At 45.3% G+C, this 19408-nt stretch carries 15 protein-coding genes; 6 read left to right on the top strand and 9 right to left on the bottom strand.

The genetic code is table 11. The features are described from left to right. Positions 1–25 precede the first annotated feature (25 nt). Positions 26–2080 carry an NACHT domain-containing NTPase gene (locus tag QUA54_RS31415; RefSeq protein ID WP_333418612.1) on the bottom strand — a complete coding sequence of 685 codons (2055 nt, stop codon included), beginning with the start codon at positions 2078–2080 and terminating at the stop codon, positions 26–28. Positions 2081–2282: 202 nt separating this feature from the next. Here QUA54_RS31415 and QUA54_RS31410 point away from each other — a divergent pair, with 202 nt between their 5' ends. Both QUA54_RS31410 and QUA54_RS31405 read left to right on the top strand, forming a co-directional pair. Next, the gene (locus tag QUA54_RS31410; protein WP_333418609.1) at positions 2283–2885 is read left to right on the top strand and encodes an ATP-binding protein; all 603 of its coding nucleotides are present in this window, start codon (positions 2283–2285) and stop codon (positions 2883–2885) included. Positions 2886–2970: 85 nt separating this feature from the next. Continuing rightward, positions 2971–3690: a response regulator transcription factor gene (locus QUA54_RS31405; protein WP_333418614.1), complete on the top strand. Its 720-nt coding sequence runs from the start codon at positions 2971–2973 to the stop codon at positions 3688–3690. Positions 3691–3710: 20 nt separating this feature from the next. On the opposite strand, the gene QUA54_RS31400 is transcribed toward QUA54_RS31405, so the two are convergent. Further along, positions 3711–4115 (bottom strand): gamma-glutamylcyclotransferase, encoded by a 405-nt coding sequence (locus tag QUA54_RS31400; RefSeq protein ID WP_333418608.1) that lies wholly within the window; start codon positions 4113–4115, stop codon positions 3711–3713. 120 nt (positions 4116–4235) lie between these two features. Between QUA54_RS31400 and QUA54_RS31395 the strand changes: the two genes are divergently transcribed. Beyond that, positions 4236–4835 carry a glyoxalase-like domain protein gene (locus tag QUA54_RS31395; protein WP_333418606.1) on the top strand — a complete coding sequence of 200 codons (600 nt, stop codon included), beginning with the start codon at positions 4236–4238 and terminating at the stop codon, positions 4833–4835. Positions 4836–5017: 182 nt separating this feature from the next. Further along, positions 5018–5833 carry a phytanoyl-CoA dioxygenase family protein gene (locus QUA54_RS31390; RefSeq protein ID WP_333418604.1) on the top strand — a complete coding sequence of 272 codons (816 nt, stop codon included), beginning with the start codon at positions 5018–5020 and terminating at the stop codon, positions 5831–5833. A gap of 110 nt (positions 5834–5943) precedes the next feature. On the opposite strand, the gene QUA54_RS31385 is transcribed toward QUA54_RS31390, so the two are convergent. The 7 genes from QUA54_RS31385 to QUA54_RS31355 all read right to left on the bottom strand — a co-directional run bounded on the left by QUA54_RS31385 (position 5944) and on the right by QUA54_RS31355 (position 16213). Beyond that, positions 5944–7215, bottom strand: a complete 1272-nt coding sequence (locus tag QUA54_RS31385; protein WP_333418602.1) for a bifunctional sterol desaturase/short chain dehydrogenase — start codon at positions 7213–7215, stop codon at positions 5944–5946. 73 nt (positions 7216–7288) lie between these two features. Beyond that, positions 7289–7912, bottom strand: a complete 624-nt coding sequence (locus QUA54_RS31380) for a restriction endonuclease subunit R (RefSeq protein WP_333418600.1) — start codon at positions 7910–7912, stop codon at positions 7289–7291. A 123-nt stretch (positions 7913–8035) separates the two neighbouring features. Next, positions 8036–8932, bottom strand: a complete 897-nt coding sequence (locus tag QUA54_RS31375) for a polysaccharide deacetylase family protein (protein WP_333418599.1) — start codon at positions 8930–8932, stop codon at positions 8036–8038. 258 nt (positions 8933–9190) lie between these two features. After that, complete coding sequence (locus tag QUA54_RS31370) at positions 9191–10834, bottom strand: family 10 glycosylhydrolase (RefSeq protein ID WP_333418597.1); 1644 nt, start codon at positions 10832–10834, stop codon at positions 9191–9193. A gap of 470 nt (positions 10835–11304) precedes the next feature. Continuing rightward, a complete protein-coding gene (gene psb27, locus QUA54_RS31365; protein ID WP_333418595.1) occupies positions 11305–11703 on the bottom strand; it encodes a photosystem II protein Psb27 in 399 nt (132 codons plus the stop codon). Positions 11704–11850: 147 nt separating this feature from the next. Next, positions 11851–13083: an AAA family ATPase gene (locus QUA54_RS31360; protein WP_333418593.1), complete on the bottom strand. Its 1233-nt coding sequence runs from the start codon at positions 13081–13083 to the stop codon at positions 11851–11853. A 307-nt stretch (positions 13084–13390) separates the two neighbouring features. Beyond that, positions 13391–16213 (bottom strand): cation-transporting P-type ATPase, encoded by a 2823-nt coding sequence (locus QUA54_RS31355; RefSeq protein ID WP_333418591.1) that lies wholly within the window; start codon positions 16211–16213, stop codon positions 13391–13393. A gap of 323 nt (positions 16214–16536) precedes the next feature. Between QUA54_RS31355 and QUA54_RS31350 the strand changes: the two genes are divergently transcribed. After that, entirely contained in the window at positions 16537–16941 is a 405-nt protein-coding gene (locus tag QUA54_RS31350; RefSeq protein ID WP_445301608.1) for a transposase, read from the top strand. A gap of 554 nt (positions 16942–17495) precedes the next feature. After that, on the top strand, positions 17496–19250 hold the full coding sequence (gene ltrA, locus QUA54_RS31345) for a group II intron reverse transcriptase/maturase (RefSeq protein WP_333418589.1): 1755 nt from the start codon (positions 17496–17498) through the stop codon (positions 19248–19250). Positions 19251–19408: the final 158 nt, after the last annotated feature.

Below are 19408 nucleotides of genomic sequence, written 5' to 3'. Positions count from 1 at the left end.
ATGTTTTTTGGATACTCAATAATTGTCATCCAATATACCATATTCTGTTAACATAAAATTTAGATGCGTTCGCCCTGATGTAACCAAGGGTAGGCTCAAGCGCATCCTTAAGGACGGTATTCAGGGCAAGGTCAAGAGCACCTTCAAGTGCAAGGTTAAGAACCTGTTCCAGAGCTTGTCCCACAACTTTTTTCAGATAAGGGTCAAGAGAAAGGGCAAAGCCGCAGTCAAGGAGGGGATATTCAAGGGTCAAGTAAAATGCTCTAACTGCCGCAGGTTTGTAGGGAAAATCAACAGAAAGGGATTTTTTGTTGATCCATGTTAGGAACTGCTGCAACTCATCATCATCATCATCAGCGACCAGTCCATCAACTTGCTGCTTCATTGACAGCAACAAGTCATCAGGTTTTTGCAACATTCCAACTGCTAACAACAAAACTTCTCGCCAACGCTTCTCGGTTAGGTGGCTGAGCAGTTTTTCCATAGCTTGTGGATCGGAATTGTTAACTATTTCTCTAGCACTAAAATACTCTTGAAAGGTTAGATGAGAAAACGAATAAATTCCTCTTGCCCTTTCCACTAATAAGCCATGTTGTGCCTCGATCGCCTTCAGGACAACCTCACTATCCATTTCTAACTGAAGGCGGTCAGTTGTGGCATCGGACAAATTAGCTAGATAGTCGGCAATCACTTGTTGGATTTGATTTTTTTCAAAAAAGTAATCGCCCCGTTCAAAAGTAGTAGCTGCCATAAAAGCCAGTAAATGTTTCTTGTGGCACAAATTCAAATCGCGATAAACTTCATCCCGTTGAATGCCTCTAGTTTCATCCCATTTTATGAGCAGAATTTCCATTCCTTCCTCATACAACTTGGCTCGGTTGGGTGGAAAATCTGCTTTGGCTTGGAATACTAAACAAGTCAGATTAAGCAAAATTGGCGTTACTGCCAGTTCTCTGATTTGCTGATTTTTTTGCAATTTCAGCTTTTCTACAAATTGAGATGCTAAAGCTTTCCCTGCCTCCAGATTATGGGAAAATGCCACAAACCAATTGCTCGCAAAGGCAGCGATTTGCTCGCAATTAAAATCGGCTACCTCAACACAGGTAAAAGCTTCGTCGTGAAATCGGTACTTAGCAGCGGCAATTCGACAGGTAATTATAAACTGATTGTTGTAATACTTTTGGACAAACTGACGAATCTGTCTGACGACTGCATCGCTATCTGATTCTGGCACTTCATCTAAGCCGTCCAATAAAATTAAACCTCTGCCTTGACTGAGTGCGAATTCAGTTTGCGATCGCGCCTCAACTCCGCAACTGGCAAATTCGTCGCTGATATATTCTAATAAGCCAAGATTAGCGATTTCAGCAAAGGTTTTCAGAGAGATAAAAATCGGTATTTTGTTTGCTTCAAATTCAGAACGATCGCACTGAATGGCGATGTGTTTCAAAAAAGTAGTTTTACCGGAACCCGGTTTGCCGAGTACCATCAATTTAGAGTGAGATTTCACCGCATCCAATCCTGGTACTCGTTTCTGGCGCACTTTGCCTAAACCCAAGCGGTTAAAGTTATCTGCATCTGGGTTGAAGTCTCTCAGTAAATCGCGAATTTCTCCCGGCTGCCAACTGGTAATTTCCTCCAAAATGTTGACTTCAACGTAGAGGTTGCTGACATCAACGGGCTGTGCAATATCCAACAGTTGCATTCTGCTGTAAAGCTGTTGGATTTTGCTGTGGCATTTTTGCCGTATCTCTTCCACTACCGAATCAATGTCTAAATTCGAGGGCTGCGGATTTTCTGGTGGAGGACGATCGACAATTTCTTCCCAATCCAACTTTAAAACCGTGCAGAAAGCCCTGAAAGCATTGGCTTTAATGGGTTCTCTCCCTCGTAAAAAACGCCTCCAAGTTGGCAGCGACAGGCCATCGGCATAGGGCCCGGCTTCTGTCCAAGTTTGATCGGGCTCTAATGTTTGACTAGCTTCTACTAGCCATCTGGGGTCTTCTATCGTCGATCCCCTTTCTCTTCTAGCTTGCCTAATTTTTACTAATCCCTCCTCAGAGGCTTTGAGGGTCGTCATTTTATAATTTACTTGTCTAATTGTCAATGTCTGTTTTCGCTCAGTTTAGCGATCGCAAACTGAGTTTGTCAAGACCCCAGCAACAAAGAGAAAATGATCGTGACAACAACTGCACGGCATACGGGAAAAGTCAGGCCTAAATCATGCAAACTTAATCGTTTAGAATGCCACTCTCTTTTTTAGGTAAAAAAGTACACATTAAATGATGACAAAGGACAGCACCATGAGAGATAACATAGATGAAATTCCGTCAGGTGGGATAGGTATAAAAATTATTGGCAAAATTGCCGATAAGCTAAGTTATACCCGCACTTCTGACGGTCGAAACTGTCTGTTAATTGTAAAATATTATCAGCAGCCTGGTCTAGTACCATCCCAACACAGCATTCAAGATGGTTTTTTTAAGCGATCGATCGATGTTTTAAACAGATTGAATTTTTTCGGGGTTCAAAAGCAACGAAATCGCCAACCCGATCCAAGTTCTAACGAGCAAGTTCCAAAAACTAGCCTTCAACTAAAACTAAATACTGATATTAAGGCTGTTGCTCAAGTTTTATCGTGGCTTGAACTGTTAGATCCTCTACCAATTCCCCTAGGCGTTTTGCATCAATGTAAACTTGCTGTGATTGAAGGGTTTACGAATGCTGTTCGCCACGCTCACAAAAATCTGCCATTAGAAACTCCGATAGAGATTGAAATAATGGTATTTAACGAACACCTAGAAGTAAAAATTTGGGATTGGGGAGAGCCTTTTGACATTCAAGCGAAGTTAAAAGAAGAATTGCACCAAAAAAGTCTGTATTAGTTGGAACGACCTAGGATTTACGCTTCACTAAAGCTGTTCTTTAATTGCCAGCTTTAAGTTGACAAGAGAAAGAAACTTTTTTGTGATGACTACTGATACTACTGCCAAGATTCTCGTCGTGGATGATGACCCAGCCATCCGCACTCTAGTTCATCGTTTTTTAACTCAGAAATATCAAGTAGATTCGGCAGCAGATGGCGAGACGGCTTTAGCATTGTTTGAGAAATTCAAGCCACTGCTAGTAATTATCGATTGGAATTTGCCGGATACTACAGGCTATCACCTCTGCCAGGAAATGCAGCGCCGTACTAATGTTTTTGTGGTAATGCTAAGCAGCCGCACCGACGAAGCCGATCGACTTAAAGCCCTGTCCGTTGGTGCGGATGACTATATCTGCAAACCGTTTGGTTTGGCGGAGTTAGCAATCCGTATAGAAGTTGTGTTGAGACGCATGAGGCTTGTCACTTCATCGCGTATTGTATTCGATCGATTCGCGATCGATTCAGCGCGTCGGGAAGCAACACTCAACGATCGCATTATCAAGTTAACAGCCTTGGAATTTAATATTTTGTATTTGTTGGCTAGTCATTCCGGTGAATCTTGGAGTCGCCAACAGCTAATCGAAAAAATCTGGGGGTGGAACTGCGACGACACAGGAGAAGACCAACTTGTTACCGTACATATTGGTCAGATTCGCAAGAAAATGATTCAAGCTGATGCTACGGGGTCGCAGTTTATTAAAACTATTCGGGGTTACGGTTACAGGTTCGATCCGCCCTCGCGCACGGCAATGGCAATTTACTAAGCTCATCGGCATTAACCACCTTATTTGGTGAAAAACCGATTTTCCCACCTGCCGTGGGGCAGCCAGATGCCTCCTAGGGAACGAACGCGATCGGGTAACATGAAGTATGCCCAAGCCGTGCCTAAAGGTGTGAGGTGTCGATCGAAGATTTCGATTTCCTGTCGCTGATATTCGTTTTGTGTCGGTTCCCGCAGCGGATGATAATCTTCAAGTCGGTCTAAATCGTCCAAAATAGCCGAGTTTGCGAAACAGAGGAGAAAACCGCAGACTGTGCCATCTCCGGCCATCATCGCAGGATAGCCGATCGGCAGGGCAAAAAGTTGACCGCGGGCGATCGCGGGGCAAGCATCCACAACTTTTCCTTCGCAGTAGCGGAGGTAGTTGCACTCCCCCGGTTTGAGAGTGCCGTAGACAAAGACTTTCATCGGGTAGGGCCTAACCGCTAGTTTTTGCTAACATAGATGGCTAAGCTAATAGTTTAAGTCTCGCGGGCGATCGCGACTGCAATCTTGATAAATTTCGTTGTTTACCCTTTCTTATAATTCATGACTCTAGCAGTTAGTCTTATTGCTTTTGGACTTCAGCCTTTGTACTTGAGCTCTTTTTTGCCGTCCCTGCCCCTTGACAGCTTGTTTTCGACTCAAGGAATTATGGTGATGTTGCTTGCCGCCTATGCGGGGGCGATGTGGATGTTTCTCACCAGTGCTCCGAAGGTACACACGGTGATGGTATCGGATCTAGGGCAAGCGAGGGAGTTCTATGAAGGTATGCTAAACCTGCCAGTAGCAGAAGTGCCGCTGCACTACTACTACAACTACGAGCAAACTTTGGGGACAACTGGTATCGATCCGCTGTATTTGTCACCTAATGTCGGGAGGGCAACGAGCTCTCAAACGATGGGGAGTCCGGATGGTTTGTGGTATCAGTTGATGAAAAATACCCAACTGCACATCATTAGCGGGGCCGGTGTAGGGGAAAAAAATCGCCAGCGTCACGTTTGTTTCGATCGCGATTGTTTGGATCAGCTATTGATGAGGGTACAAACTCGCGGCATTAGTTATAAAATTCGCCGCGAAAAGCCACTGAATTTTTTGGTCAAGGATTACGACGGCCGGGTCATTGAAATGGCTGAGGTTAGTAATTAAGCTGACAGGCAAAAAATTTTAGATATAGAAATCCGGTTTCTCCCAGAAAGCGGGTTTCTAAAGTTACGAGTTTGCCAGTTATTGTTGCTATGACTTCTTCGTCTCCGTTGCAACTTAACTAAATCTTTAATTTTTACCAAACATTGTTTAAAACCGAGAACTTGATTCAAGAGGTAAAGCAAATGGGACAGACCAAATTAATCGATCAGTTTAATCAAGATGGATATGTTAAGCTCCGGGGGTTTTTTTCAGAAGCCGAGATGAGAACACTGATCGAGGATATTAAACAAGCCGATCCGAAGCACATTGACAATAATCTGAATAAAGGAAGCTTAACTTTTCACAGTCAGCTATTCCAATACAGTGAAAAAATCCAAAACTTCATCTCTCAACCCCGACTTGTAGAACTGCTTGCACAATTCATTGGTCCAAATTTCTGGGTGCGGTGGGATCAGGCAGTAGCCAAAGGACCTGGAGCAGAAACCTTTCCTTGGCATCAGGACAATGGCTACAGCAACCTTAAGGATAATCACTATCAACTGTGGATTGCACTTACCAGAATGACCCCCGAAAATGGTGGGCTGTGGTTACAACCGGGCAGTCACAAAAAACGGCTGCGGCACAAATTTGAAGGTAACTATGCTGTGTATGATGGAACTCCTGAGAGTCCACTCTTCATTGAAGCAGAAGCGGGGGATCTTGTTTTGTTTTCCTCGCTGACACTTCACAGTACCACACCTAATGTTTCGCAGGAAACCCGCTGGGCTTACGTGATTGAGTATATGTCCCTCAATCACGTCGATCCTTCTCTCAAACCACCCTATTTTGTGGTTGCCCGTAACGGTAAATCCCAGCCAGAGTTTGTTAATCTTCATACAGGTTTCCTGAACCCCTGGAATCATTTGAAATACGTTGGTTATCGCTGGAATCTCAAGCAACTGTGGCCAAGCAGGCTGAAACTACTTTTAAAGAGAGCAGAGTTGGTAGGAAAGAAGTAATACCAATTCTTACTGTACCCTCACTAGGTGAAGCCCGAATGTACTTCGTAAGTCATTCATACTTCACCTACAACCCTAGAAGCATTAGGTAGATTTAACCTGATTTGATATCACTTAGTTATTACTTCAACGCCCGATCGCTCTAATTCTATCTCTGTCAAAGAGACTGCTTTCCGGCTGAAAATTTGGAAATAGAGAGAAACAAAAAACTCTTTGACTGGAAAAACGATAAAAGTCAAAGGATTAATTGTGACGATGATATTGCGCGCATCGGCTTTAGCTTGTTTGACAATTTGCTGTGCTACCCAGTCGGGAGACATGATGCCGATCGGGTTTAAATTGCTTTTAAACGGCCCTAAAATCAGTTTGCGAACGATGCAGGGCGCGTCCAGCCGGCGCAGGGTGACTAAATCTCCCAGGGCGCGTTTGCTGAGTTCGTAGAGGGGACTGACAGCGGGAATTACTTCTGCTTCTGAAGTGTTGATCCAGACTTCTTTGCAAGCGATGTTTTCGTTAGTGCGGACTGTTAAGAAAAAGAGTTCCATCAGCCGCCACGCGGAAAAAGTGTTAATTTCGTATGAGTTGGCGATCGCCTCTCCTGTTCTTTCTCGCTGTACGTTAATCCCGTGATTGATAACGAGAATATCAATTTTTTCTAACAATAGGGCTAAGTCTGCCTCTTGGCCAGCTTGCCAAGTTACGGTTTTTACAGGTAAACTTTCGCCGTCTATATTCAAAGTAATTTCCTCATTTCCCGAGGAGAGGGCGATCGTTTTTGCACCAGCTTTGTGCAGGTGTTTGAGAAGCAAACGTCCTAAAGTTCCCGATGCACCGGTGACGGCTACAGTTTTGCCTTTGAGAGAAAGTGCTGTACCCATAAGTTTGTCTATTAAGGTGAAAGTACCGCAATAGTAAGCATTTTGATTGTCGAAGTGGTGCCGCCAGTGATAAGGTTTATTAACTAACCACTTGCCAGGGGGAGTAAGGAAGTCTCCCGGTTGGTGGGTGATGTCGGTTAATTCGTCTGCGCCTTTGATGCCGCACCCGCGGGCGATCGCGCTCAACAAAAAGCCTAAAGTATAAATACAACCCGCTGCTGCGCCCCAGTGATATTGCGGCAGCCCCAAATAAGCTACAACCCACAGCAACAAGCCCAAAACCATCATCGCCGCAGCTTCGGGCACGTCGTGACGCCAGTGTGCTTGCTTGTAAATTGTCTCGCTGACGGCTGTCAAATTCGGGCGGAAAACGCGGTGATGCCAAGTGTGCAGCTTTTGCAGGGGTGCCCAATAATGGGACACAACGTGATAAAAGTCTCGTATTATTTCTGCCCAGCAGACAGAAGCTATTGCCACAGCGCCGACTATCCAGTAATTTACCATGCTCGCACCAGTTTGAAATTTGAGATATTAGATATTGTCTGCTTTGAAAGATAACTCAAAATGGCTTTTATTGCTAGTCTGACTGTTGACTCAGCCGTTTTAAAATCTGCAAAACGCGGTACAATTCATTGCCGAGATTGTGAATTGTGAATTGATTAGATAAGGCGTACTGCGGAGTTTCGCCTCTGACTAACTTGACAAAAGAGAAGTTAGCACCTGTGGAAATCATGCCAAAAGTAGGAGTTTCAGGATTGGGATCTGCCAGCATATATGTCAGGAGTTGGGCAAGTGCTTCGTCAATTGAAAAGGAAAGTTGTTTGGATTCAATTACTGTCACCCACAAGTTTGCTTTCATAATTAGGATATCTATTCTGCCTTCGATGATTCTGCCTTCGTCTTCCTCTTGAATGGCGATCGACTTTTCGGCTTTGACTTGAAAAGGAGACTCATACAGACCTGCAATAAACAAAATGGGGCTGATAATTGTTAGCTTGACTGCATTTTCCAATACAGGCGGGGTGTCTACCAAGTTGAAGTATATGTCTTGGACGCGATCGAGCAATTGTTTTTCTGAGTCTGTTACTTCGGGTAAGTTTTCTTGCCATTCTCGGAAAAATTCGCTGTTGCGAACTCGCTGCAAGCCGAAGTTATCGATTAGATAGCGGAGGTTTATATCTCTTGCTTGTAGTTTTTGCATAATAATTAATAAAGGGTTTTATTGTTATTAATAAGTTTAGCATAATTTGGATTTTTAACCGCAGATGAATGCAAATGAACGCAGATGAAATTCTGAGTAAGTTAATTTGGCTGAGATGTGTATTCATTGGGATTTGCGATCGGCAATTCGCTGTTTTTGTCCAGCTTGCATTTGCAGCAATTGCGGTACGGTGACAAAACGATATCCCTGCTGTTTGAGTTTGGGAATAATTGCAGATAGCGCCTCAACTGTTTGCTGGCGATTTCCGCCGCCGTCGTGCAACAATACGATCGCCCCCGTTGAAGCTTGGGATAGCACGCTACGGGCGATCGCAGCGGCCGGAGGTTGCAGAAAGTCTTTAGGATCGATCGACCACATCACGACTACATAATTTTTCTTTTTAGCGTAATTTGCCAAACCGTTATTTAAGCGGCCGCCGGGAGGGCGAAACAAGAAACTTTTTGCCCCAGTCGATCGATAAATATGAACGCCAGTATTATCTATTTCATCCGATGCTGTTTTTTCGGTAACATTGTGAGAATAGTGATGCCAAGTATGATTGCCGATCGCATTTCCCGCTTGCACAACTCTTTTCGCAATTTCTGGATACTCCCGCAAATTTGCACCCAAGCAGAAAAATGTACCTACCGCGTTATGTTTCTGCAAAATTTCTAATATTTTCAAAGTTTCGGGCGAAGGGCCATCGTCAAATGTCAGGGCGATAACTTTTGAGTTGTTAATACTTGCTTTATAAACAATTTGGCTGCGAAATTGCGCGGGCGGTGCAAAGACTAAAGGTTGTTCGGGAGGTTTGGGAGAGGGAGTTGCGGGGGGAGAAGGGGGTGTTTTTAGTTTTGGGGGTTTCAGGAGGTTGGGCGGGGAACTTTCAACGGGTGCGATCGGTATTAGCGGATTTGAATTGGCGGTTTTTCTGTTTTCCCACAACAGGGAAAGTGTGAGGCTCAATCCGATAAGTATAACGGTTTTAATTACCCATTTTTTATTTACTTTTGGACTCATCAGGTCTACTATTTATTTTGAACAATCTCATTATGCCTGGTTCTGCCAGCTTTAAAGTTTTGTAAATTATTTTGTTTTTCAAAAGGTCGATCGCACTAAAGCAAGACTGAGGCAAAAACCGGGTTTTTTTAGGCAAATCAATGGCGTTTCGCCGCCGATTCCGATAAAACCCGGTTTATTGAGAAAAAATGTAAGCTTTAAGGCTCTTTCCGCGACCATAAAACAAGGTAATAATACCCTGTGCGTCCAGAAATTAATCTACAACCGGCAAGTTTGCCGCGCCCTTTCATCCTCCGGTTCTTGCCACCCAAAAGCAAAATGGCTCACCGCATTAATTTGCGGCGTCGCAGAGCGAATTGCTCGCATTTGAATCTCCAAAGACGGCCGATTTTTCAGAGGTTTTCCCCAATCTCCAGCAATGGCAGGAATAATTTTTGCTCCCGCAGGCGCTAAACTCACTGTCCGCTGCACCTGTGGCACAATGCAGCTTACATCCCCGCAATTGCCGTAAGACATGGCGTGGAATTCCACAGCAGGCGGAAACTTGTCCCAAGGCTGCAATCTCGAATCAAATCCCCCTTGATTTATCGTTTGATTTGCGGTGGGAAAAAACACCGCTCCTACAGGAATTCCCATCCTTTGAGCCGGTTGAATTGCTATTCCCAAAAAATCTAAAATCCCTTGGACTGCGTGAGCCACGCTCAGTGTCCAGAGGTCTTTTTGCAGTATGCCAGTATCGGGAAGTGGCGCTGTCGGTTTTGGTGTTGGACGTGCAGCGTTGGGATTGTTAGTGGCGGGAGTTATTGAGGCCGATTTTGATACGGCGTTCTCCCTTCTAGAAGCTGGAGTTGCTATCGGTATCGGTCGCGGAGTTCGCCCCTGCCAAAGAGGTTCTTTCTCAGTTGGATACTGTTTTACTACTGCTTGAACGTCATTAGGATTGATAAACCCCTTAGTCAAATATCGCTGAATTAAATCTCGCCCTTGCTGATTGTTAGCCCGCTGCAAAAGAACTTGCTGCGATGCTGTGCCGTAAATCCACAAGTCTTGAACTTTGGTAGCAACTGAAGCAGGCCCGACGCCCCGTAGATAGCGAATGTAGTCGAATAACATTCCTTGGGGCTGGCGCTTGACTATTTGATTCACTAACAAACTATAGTCTTGCCTCGCTTGCGGACTGTAGGGGTCGATAAAGGCTTGATTGCCCGGAACTTCTCCTAAGTCATCGTTAATTCCTGGGTCTTGAACTACTGTTAAAGTTGTCTGATTTTTACCGTTGATAGCGAGGGTTTGCTGTCTGTCGGAACGCTGAGAATAGGTATAGCCAAAGTTCATGGTAAATAACCAGGCGTATACTTTTAAACCTCGCTGTTTGCCTTTGGCGATCGCCTTTTCTAACAAGTCGTATTTCTCGTAGCCGCGATTTCTCAAAACAGAAGGCCAAGCCGTAGGATTGTCTGCGACTGGTAGCAGCACTTGACCGTCATAAAATGTTTCTATATAGACTTGGTTGTAGCCTTTATTCACAACTTTGTCTAATACCCGATCGATTTCTCCGGGTCTGACATCGCAGGGATACAAACGCAGCCAAACTGCTTGGGTTTCGGGCCAAGTTTTTTGGCGGCATTCTGCTATTTCCCGCGCGTGTTTGCTCAAAACAGCAAAATATGCTTGCTGAGATTCCCGTTTTCCTGACAGGGCGGCGCGGCGCAAGTCTTCTTTTTGATTTACCTGTTCTTTGGATAATTGGCAATAGGCTGATGTTTCGGCAAAAGCTGGTTGAGTTTCGATAAACGGCCAAACAAGCTGGCTGATGAAGCTACTGGTTAAAACAGCAGTTACCGCACTTAAAAAGCGTCGCTGGTGTTGAAAATTCGCGATGCGAGTTGGTGCAATTTTCATGGGAGAGTTGAATGGGGTTTTCTGGTTTAAATTGGCTGGCGATCGCATTTTCGCGATCGCGCTCAACAAGCAGCTACAAATTTTCTACTTTTTTCGGTTGACCTAGTTATGGCACAAGTCGATCGCACAATGCAAATTCTATCTGGCGGCTATTTAAATTCAATAAGGACGGGCAAGATAAGACTCGGTGATTAAACCGCTGCTATGTTATACAAACTTTCCTCTGCCTAAGTGTTTGCGTGCAGGAACGCGCCTTCGCGGACTCAAAAATAAAAGGGGTAAAAACCCCGGATTTGGTATCATATCCAGTTCAATCTTTCAGTATTTTTTCACTAAATGCTGCTGAAAAAAGCGCCTGGGTACAGTGGGCGCTAAAAGCAGTTGATATTTCTACTAAAAATTGTTAACACTCAAAGGTCAAGGATGAAAGATGAATTATTAAAATTTATCCTTTATCCTAAATTTTGAGATTAAGATCCTCTGTTGAGAGCAGCTTCTACCTGCTGAAATTCTGCCTCAAGACGCTTTTTCAATTTTTCAGGAACGGGACGGTTTGGATAGGAACTGTAATGTCCTGCCAAAGAGTTTAATGCCGTGCGCATTGTCGTGAAAGATGCCAGCTTGGTAAGAGCGGGATCGCGGCGGTATGCAGCAAAAAAATCGTTGATACTTGTGCGAGCAGCGGCTTGGGCGGCTGCTTTTTCCGGCGCGCCCTCTGGTAAAGTGAGCGCTGTTCTCAAGCTCTTCACTAATGCTAATGTGTCTTGACCATAATCTCCACTCAGAGTGGCGGGAACATTGGTACAGCCCGCTATGCCGATGACAACAACTAATACCAGAGCTAACAGACGGGAAATGTAATGCTTCATAAGGGTTAGAAAAATGGAAGCGAAAGCGGCAATCAAAATTAACCTTTATCCTATCTCGAATTGAGCTGATAATGCCAATTTTTGAAAAATTTTGCATTGATACCATGAAACAGAAAATTTGTCAATCTAAAATCTAAAATCTAAAATCTAAAATCGATTGATTTGTCCAGCAACGACGGAGAGAATTTGGGTTTGTCGCAGCCACTGAGTGTCAAAAGCGCCTAAATGAGTCGTAGTAATCAGAGTTTGAAATCGTTCTTGAATTGTTTCTAAAAGTTGATTTTGGCGGCTGAGATCGAGTTCTGCAAGTACGTCGTCGAGCAACAGTAAAGGTGCCTCGCCGACGACTTCTTCAATAAGCTGCAATTCGGCTAATTTTAATGCTAATACCAGAGTTCGCTGCTGGCCTTGGGAGGCGTATTGACGAGCTGGGGTACTGTTAATTGTAAATATAATATCGTCGCGGTGGGGGCCGACTAAAGTGGTTCCTTGAAACTGTTCTGCGATCGCCCTTTTTTGAATTTTCTCTAAAAATGCTTGCCGCACTCCTTCGAGATTCTCTTTAGCAATTAATTCCGAACTTACTTCAATATTAGCATCGTATTTCACATCTAAAACTTCTGCTGAACCGCTAATTGAACGGTGCCAATTTCGAGCTAAAGGCATCAAACGCTCCAAAATTCGATCGCGCCTGCGGATGACGCGAGCGCCCGCTGTCGCCAACTGCGCGTCCCACAAAGCTAATTCTGAACTGGGAATTGGGAATTGGGAGTTGGGAATTGGTAAGTCTTCTTTATTTTCCGGTTCGGGACTTTCGGGTGGCAGAAATTGCATTTTGTCAAAACTTTCGGAAAATTCCGCTTTCCTGATTTCTTTAGAACGTTTCAACAGAGCGTTTCGCTGGCGCAAAATTTGGTTGTACTGCTGCAAAATGTGAGCGTAAATCGGTTCTAACTGGATGACTAGGCGATCGATCCAATTGCGCCTTCCTTCGGGCCCGCCGCGCACTAAGTCCAAATCCAAACAAGAAAATTGCACTACATTTAAGACGCTCAAAAAGTCTAAATGGCGGCGCAGCGGTTCACCGTTGAGCTTCAGTGTCCGACGCGCCTGAGAGCGAAGAGTTAAAGCTAAGTCGATCGGTCCGGCTTGACGTTCGAGTGTAGCATCAATTTGCCCGCTCGGCTTTGAGTCGAGTATTAAATCGCGATCGCGCCCTACTCTGTGGCTTTTTAATGTAGAAAGTAACTCTACCGCTTCTAACAAGTTAGATTTTCCTTGAGCGTTATTTCCTACTAAAATGGTTTTGGGAGCGTCAAAGGCTACCTTTTGATCGAAGTAGTTCCGAAACTGCCGTAGGTGCAGCGTTTTCAAATACATAATATGAGTAATTGGTAATTGGTAATTAGTAATACACTCATCGTAGGGTGAACGACCGGGCGCACCTTACAGGTTGGCTACCTATCCCCTTTACGATTGCGATTTTCGCCGAGCGTTGCGCTCGCAATCACATTATAACGAAGTAATAAATGTTTAATTGTGACACAATCTATTGAGTCTTCATAGCGATGACTTTGCCTGTGAGCCAGGGGTTGAAACCCCTGGCGGATGTGAAGAGAGAATAGTGCCAAATGCGAGGGATATAGCTAATAATGAAACATCGCTCAGTATTCGTCAGCCGTTAACACTATTTTCTAGATTTGTAAAAGCGCAAGAACAGTTTTTCCATTTCAATCCAGACAAACATCAGGGCGCTAAAGCCGAAGCAAACCATCAATTCAAACGCCGTTAAATAATGAGTGCCGAAAAATGATCTCAGCGGCGGAACGTAAATCAGCATCAATTGCAGAATAGTAGTCACAATTACAGCCCCCCACACAAAAACATTAGTGAAGGGATTTAACTCAATAGTTAGCTGAGTGTTAGACCGAATTGCGATCGCGTGACCCATTTGTGCCAAACAAAGAGTTGTAAACACCATTGTTTTCCAAGCCTCGGGATCTCCAACATGGTTGGGGTTGGTGGTATATCCGTAAGCCCAGGACATCATCGCGATCGTCAAAATTGCAAAAATAATCCCGATCCGAATCATGTAAGAACCCAAACCCCGCGCAAAAATACTTTCTCGCGGACTGAAAGGAGGCCTTTTCATCACGTTCGGTTCCCCCGGTTCTACAGCCAAGGCCAAAGCGGGAACGCCGTCTGTTACTAAGTTCATCCACAAAATTTGCAGCGGCGTCAGCGGCACTCCTCCCAAACCCATTAAAGGTGCGGCTGCAATTGTCAAAACTTCGCCGATGTTGCTGCCCAAAATGTATTTAATAAAGCGGCGAATATTGCTATAAACCACTCGCCCTTCTTCAGCGGCGGCGACAATAGTTGCGAAGTTGTCGTCGAGAAGCACCATATCGCTAGCTTCTTTGCTAACATCGGTGCCGGTAATCCCCATGGCGATGCCGATATCGGCTTGTTTCAAGGCGGGGGCGTCGTTAACGCCGTCGCCGGTCATTGCGACAAATTTGCCCCAACTTTGCAAAGCTTGGACAATCCGCAATTTGTGTTCGGGGGAAACGCGGGCGTAAACGCTAACCTGTTCGACTTGCTGTTTGAGTTCTTCTTGGCTGAGCTTTTCTAATTCTTGACCGGTGAGAACTCGATCGCCCTCTGTTGCAATACCTAAATCGTAAGCGATGGCTTTTGCTGTCAACTGGTGGTCTCCTGTAATCATCACCACCCGAATGCCGGCATCGCGGCACTTCACCACTGCTTCCCGCACTTCCGGGCGCGGGGCATCCAGCATACTGACGAGTCCCAGCCAAATCATGTCTTGTTCGCTGGTTTCCTCAGAACCTTCGGGCGGTATGTTTTCCCAGAGTTTGTACGCAAACCCGAGCACTCGCAAACCGCCGCTTGCCATGTTGTTGTTTTCCACAAGGATGCGATCGCGCATTTCCTGGGTTAAAGGTTGTACTCGATCGCCGACTATAATGCCTTTGCATCGCTCCAAAGTCAACTCTGGAGAGCCTTTGGTCAGCATCAAATAATTCGGCTGCTGTCCTTGTGCTGCGGGAAATCCCGAATTTCCCGATCGGCCCGGCACTTCGCAAATTACGCTCATCCGTTTGCGTTCGGAAGAAAAAGGAAATTCCGCCGTCCGCGGCAGCAATTGAGACTGTTTTTCCTTATAAATGCCTGCTTTTCCCGCTACACACAGCAGAGCTCCTTCTGTGGGGTCGCCTAAAATCTGCCATTCTTGCTGTTCTTGTTGCAATACTGCGTCGTTGCAAACTGCACAGGCAATTAATAAAGATTCGAGTTCTGGATATTCCTCTAAATTATTAATTTTGGCCGATGTCAGACGATCGGTAAAATCTCCGATCGGCGCATAGCCGTCGCCTGCTACGGCGACTGTGCAGTCGCCCGTAGAGACTAGCTGAACTACCATTTTATTTTGAGTCAGAGTACCTGTTTTGTCAGAACAAATGGTAGTTACCGAACCCAAAGTTTCTACGGCCGGCAGTTTGCGAATCAGGGCGTTTCGTTTCACCATCCGCCTAGTTCCGAGTGCTAGAGTAACTGTCACGACTGCTGCGAGTCCTTCGGGAACCACAGCCACAGCCATGCTGAGAGAAACTTCTAACAGTTCTTCAAACCTGCTGGTATCGAAACCGATGCTGCCGTTTTGGAAGGTAATCATGCCGCCGATGACGACAACTGCCACTAAGGCTAGGGCACCGGAGACTAGAACATTTCCCAACTGGCCCATCCGCTGTTGCAGCGGAGTCGGTTCGCTTTCTACTGACTGAAGCATGGCGGCAATTTTGCCCAGTTCAGTTTTCATTGCGGTGTTGGTGACGATCGCCTTGGCCCGTCCCTGAACAACTTCTGTGCCCTGAAAAATCAGGTTGAGCCGATCGCCCAAGGAAGCATCTTCTGGAAGTTCTAGCTCTGCTTGCTTGGTGACTGCTAGAGCTTCCCCTGTCAAAGCAGATTCTCTGACTTGCAGATTTGATGTTTCGATCAAGCGTGCGTCTGCTGCTATTTTTACCCCAGCCTCCAACAGCATCACGTCTCCAGGTACGAGTTCCTTGGCTGCTATTTCCGAAGTTTTGCCGTCCCGCAGGACTCTAACTAGGGGGGAAGCGAGGTTTTTGAGGGCTGCGAGGGCTTTTTCAGCACTTTGCTCTTGGAAATAGCCGAGAATGCCGTTGAGTATGACGATCGCAAAAATGGCGATCGCGTCTTTGGGAAAAGTATTTGACCTGATGTCCAAAAAAGCTGAAATCACGGCCACACCCATCAGCATCAACAACATGATGTTGGTGAACTGATCGACAAAAATCGACCACGGACTGCGGCCTCCTGTTTCTTCGAGTTCGTTGGGGCCGTATTGCTGCAAGCGTTCTGACACCTGTTTGCTGCTCAAGCCAGCGTCTTTGTTGCTGCTTAGCTGCTGGAGAGTTTGGTCAATTGCTACGGTGTGCCAAGAAGAGGGAGAATTTGAAGACATAAATTACGATCGGTCATGGGGCATAAAGGTGGTTGCGGCCGGACAGCTACAGCCGATCCATCTGGCTGATTACAGTAAGAGAGTTTTAAGTTTTGAGTTCTGAATAAAAAACTGTTTAACTTGGGATTGGTTTTGGGTGGTTCGATGCCGGGGAAGCAAAAAGCTTTTAACTTCATTGCGTCTGGCTGCTCGATCGCGCCGTTTGTAGACCTACCGCTGATAGCACTTATCCACCTTACCAAAAATAATGGGTTTAAAGCCCCGTCCTTCTAGGACGGCTTTCTTTAACGGTGGTATCTTACGCTAGTTATATCAGCGTAAGTATGCTTGTTTTTGAGGCAAAACTAGAGGGATTTGCACAGCAGTACGAGCGGCTCGATGAAGCCATTCGCACTGCTCGCTTTGTCCGCAATAGCTGCCTTAGATACTGGTTGGACAACAAGGGGATTGGTAAGTACGAGTTGAGCGCCTATTGCGCTGTTCTCGCCGCATTGTTCCCTTGGGCTGGCAAACTTAACTCCCAAGCTCGACAAGCTTGTGCTGAGCGGGCTTGGAGTTCTATCGCTCGGTTTTATGACAACTGCAAAAAAAACAAGCCCGGGAAGAAAGGCTTCCCACGCTTTAAGAAGCATCAAACACATGGCTCTGTTGAATATAAAACAACGGGCTGGGTGCGATTCGTTTCCTCGAAAAATGGAGATATAAAACTCGAAGTGTACGAGGAGTAAGGGTTCAACCTCTCGTCTTGGTTGAAATAAAACCCTTAACAACTTAATGATCATGAGGGTGTAAGCCCCTCTCCATAAGCGCAATGGTTAAAGCGCTTCCCCCATGCTGAACAATTAGCAACTGTCAGGATGAAGCGGGGAAGTCAAATAGGGGTAAATCAGAAGCCTAAACTGTCATCCCACCTTAGCAGGAATCCATGAGTAACGCAAGTGAAGATGCACCTTAACCATCGTTAATGTCAACCAGTGAAATAAGGCTGATACACTGGGAGTCCCAAAAGGGCAAAGGTAGGGAATTGGCAACTCCAGCCGTGACCAATAAGCGCTTCCCTTAACCTCGGTGGACAGCATCACTCTAAAGATTCAACCAATGGTCATTAGGAACGAAGTAACTCTTATACATCTCTCAGGAAAAGGTCGATACCTGAGTAGGTAGCTAGCTAGATGATGTATTAGAAAAGGATTGAATCAGAAGCCAATGCCTCACTTAACAGTGAGGATATGCTGACAGATTCACGATTGTTTGGAGGGAGTAGGAACAAGTAGTAGTAAATATGTCTAATACAGAGTCAAGATTGACGACTGTGGAATGGAAAGATATTCCTTGGCGTAAAGTCGAACGAATAGTTTTCAAGCTACAAAAGCGCATATTCCAAGCCTCTCAACGTGGAGATGTTCGAGCAGTCCGCAAGCTTCAAAAGACCTTGATTAATTCTTGGTCGGCTAAGGTATTAGCCGTGCGTCGGGTAACTCAGGATAACCAGGGCAAGAAAACCGCTGGAATAGATGGGGTTAAGAGTTTAACTCCTAATCAAAGGCTGGAACTTGTTAACCGACTGAGGTTAAACCAAAAGGCAAAACCAACTAGAAGGGTTTGGATTCCTAAGCCTGGAAAGGAGGAAAAACGCCCGTTAGGAATACCCATAATGCACGATAGAGCAACCCAAGCTCTAGTAAAAGCTGCCTTAGAGCCAGAATGGGAGGCAAGATTCGAGCCTAATAGCTACGGATTCCGACTCGGAAGGTCATGTCACGACGCAATCGGAGCAATCTTTAATGCGATTAGGTACAAGCCAAAATACGTGCTAGATGCCGACATCGCCCAATGCTTCGACCGAATTAGCCACGACGCACTTCTCAGAAAACTAAATACATCCCCCACCATTCGTCGCCAAATACGGGCATGGTTAAAAGCAGGGGTAATTGACTGGAGCAATTATGCCAATAAGCAAAAAGCTTACAGTCCTACTGAGGAAGGCACACCTCAAGGAGGAGTGATTAGTCCACTCCTAGCCAATATCGCGTTACATGGCATGGAAAACAGGATAAAGCAATATGCGGCTACCTTGCCCTGTAGACCAGGATATGGGAAAAAGGTAAACCAAATGAGCCTCAGCCTCATACGCTATGCCGACGATTTCGTGATTATACACGAAGACCTTGCCATAGTCCAAAGGTGTCAGGAAATAATAGCAGAGTGGCTAAGTGACATTGGCTTGGAACTTAAACCTAGTAAAACAAGAATATCCCACACACTGACTGAATACTCAGGAAATATTGGGTTTGACTTTCTTGGGTTCAATATTAGACAACACCCAGTAGGTAAATACCAAACTGGTAAATCCACCAACAAGGAACCACTAGGATTTAAGACCATAATCACCTCCTCAAAGAAAAGCGTGAAGGGACACTGTAAGAAAATAGCAACCATCATAAAAGAGCATAGTGCAGCCCCGCAAGCAGCATTGATAGCCAGACTCAACCCAGTTATCAGGGGTTGGTGCAATTATTTCTCCACAGTCGCAAGTCAAGAAACGTTTGACAAGCTAAGTCACATCACCTTCAAGCAGCTTTGGGCATGGGCAAAACGTCGATGCAAAAAGGAAAGCAACGCCCTAAAATACTGGAGAGAAATCGAAGGAAGAAAATGGACGTTTGCCACACCTGATGGGCTAAAACTAGCTGAACACCCAGATACACAAATAAAAAGACACACAAAGGTGAAAGGCAGTCAAAGTCCCTACGACGGAGATTGGGTATACTGGAGTCAAAGATTAAGGAACTATCCGGAAATCCCAAAAACACTATCCGAACTGTTGAATAAACAAAAGGGTAGATGTTTGCACTGCGGTTTGTATTTCACGTCAGATAGCCTTGTGGAAATTCACCATTTGGACAAAAATCGCAAAAATAACAAGCGCACAAATCTGATGGCTATACACAAACACTGCCACGATATCTTACACGCCATGTGGGAACCTAAAGAATGGGAAATAAGAAGTGATGACTTCTATGAACTCATCCCCTAACCCAAATCTGGGCAAAGAGGTACACATGACAAGTGCCAAGCAATTGAGGAGCCGTGTGCGGGGAAACTCGCAAGCACGGTTCGTGCGGTTCGTTTCTATGAAACTAGCCTGTATGGGTTAGGGGATTAGAGCCTTTACGCCGCCTTGGGTGCAAGCCC

The sequence above is a fragment of the Microcoleus sp. MOSTC5 genome, assembly GCF_036701825.1.
GTDB classification, from domain to species: Bacteria; Cyanobacteriota; Cyanobacteriia; order Cyanobacteriales; family Microcoleaceae; genus Microcoleus; species Microcoleus asticus.
Note: the sequence above shows the minus strand (reverse complement) of the source record. Positions and strands in the feature narration are given on the sequence as shown.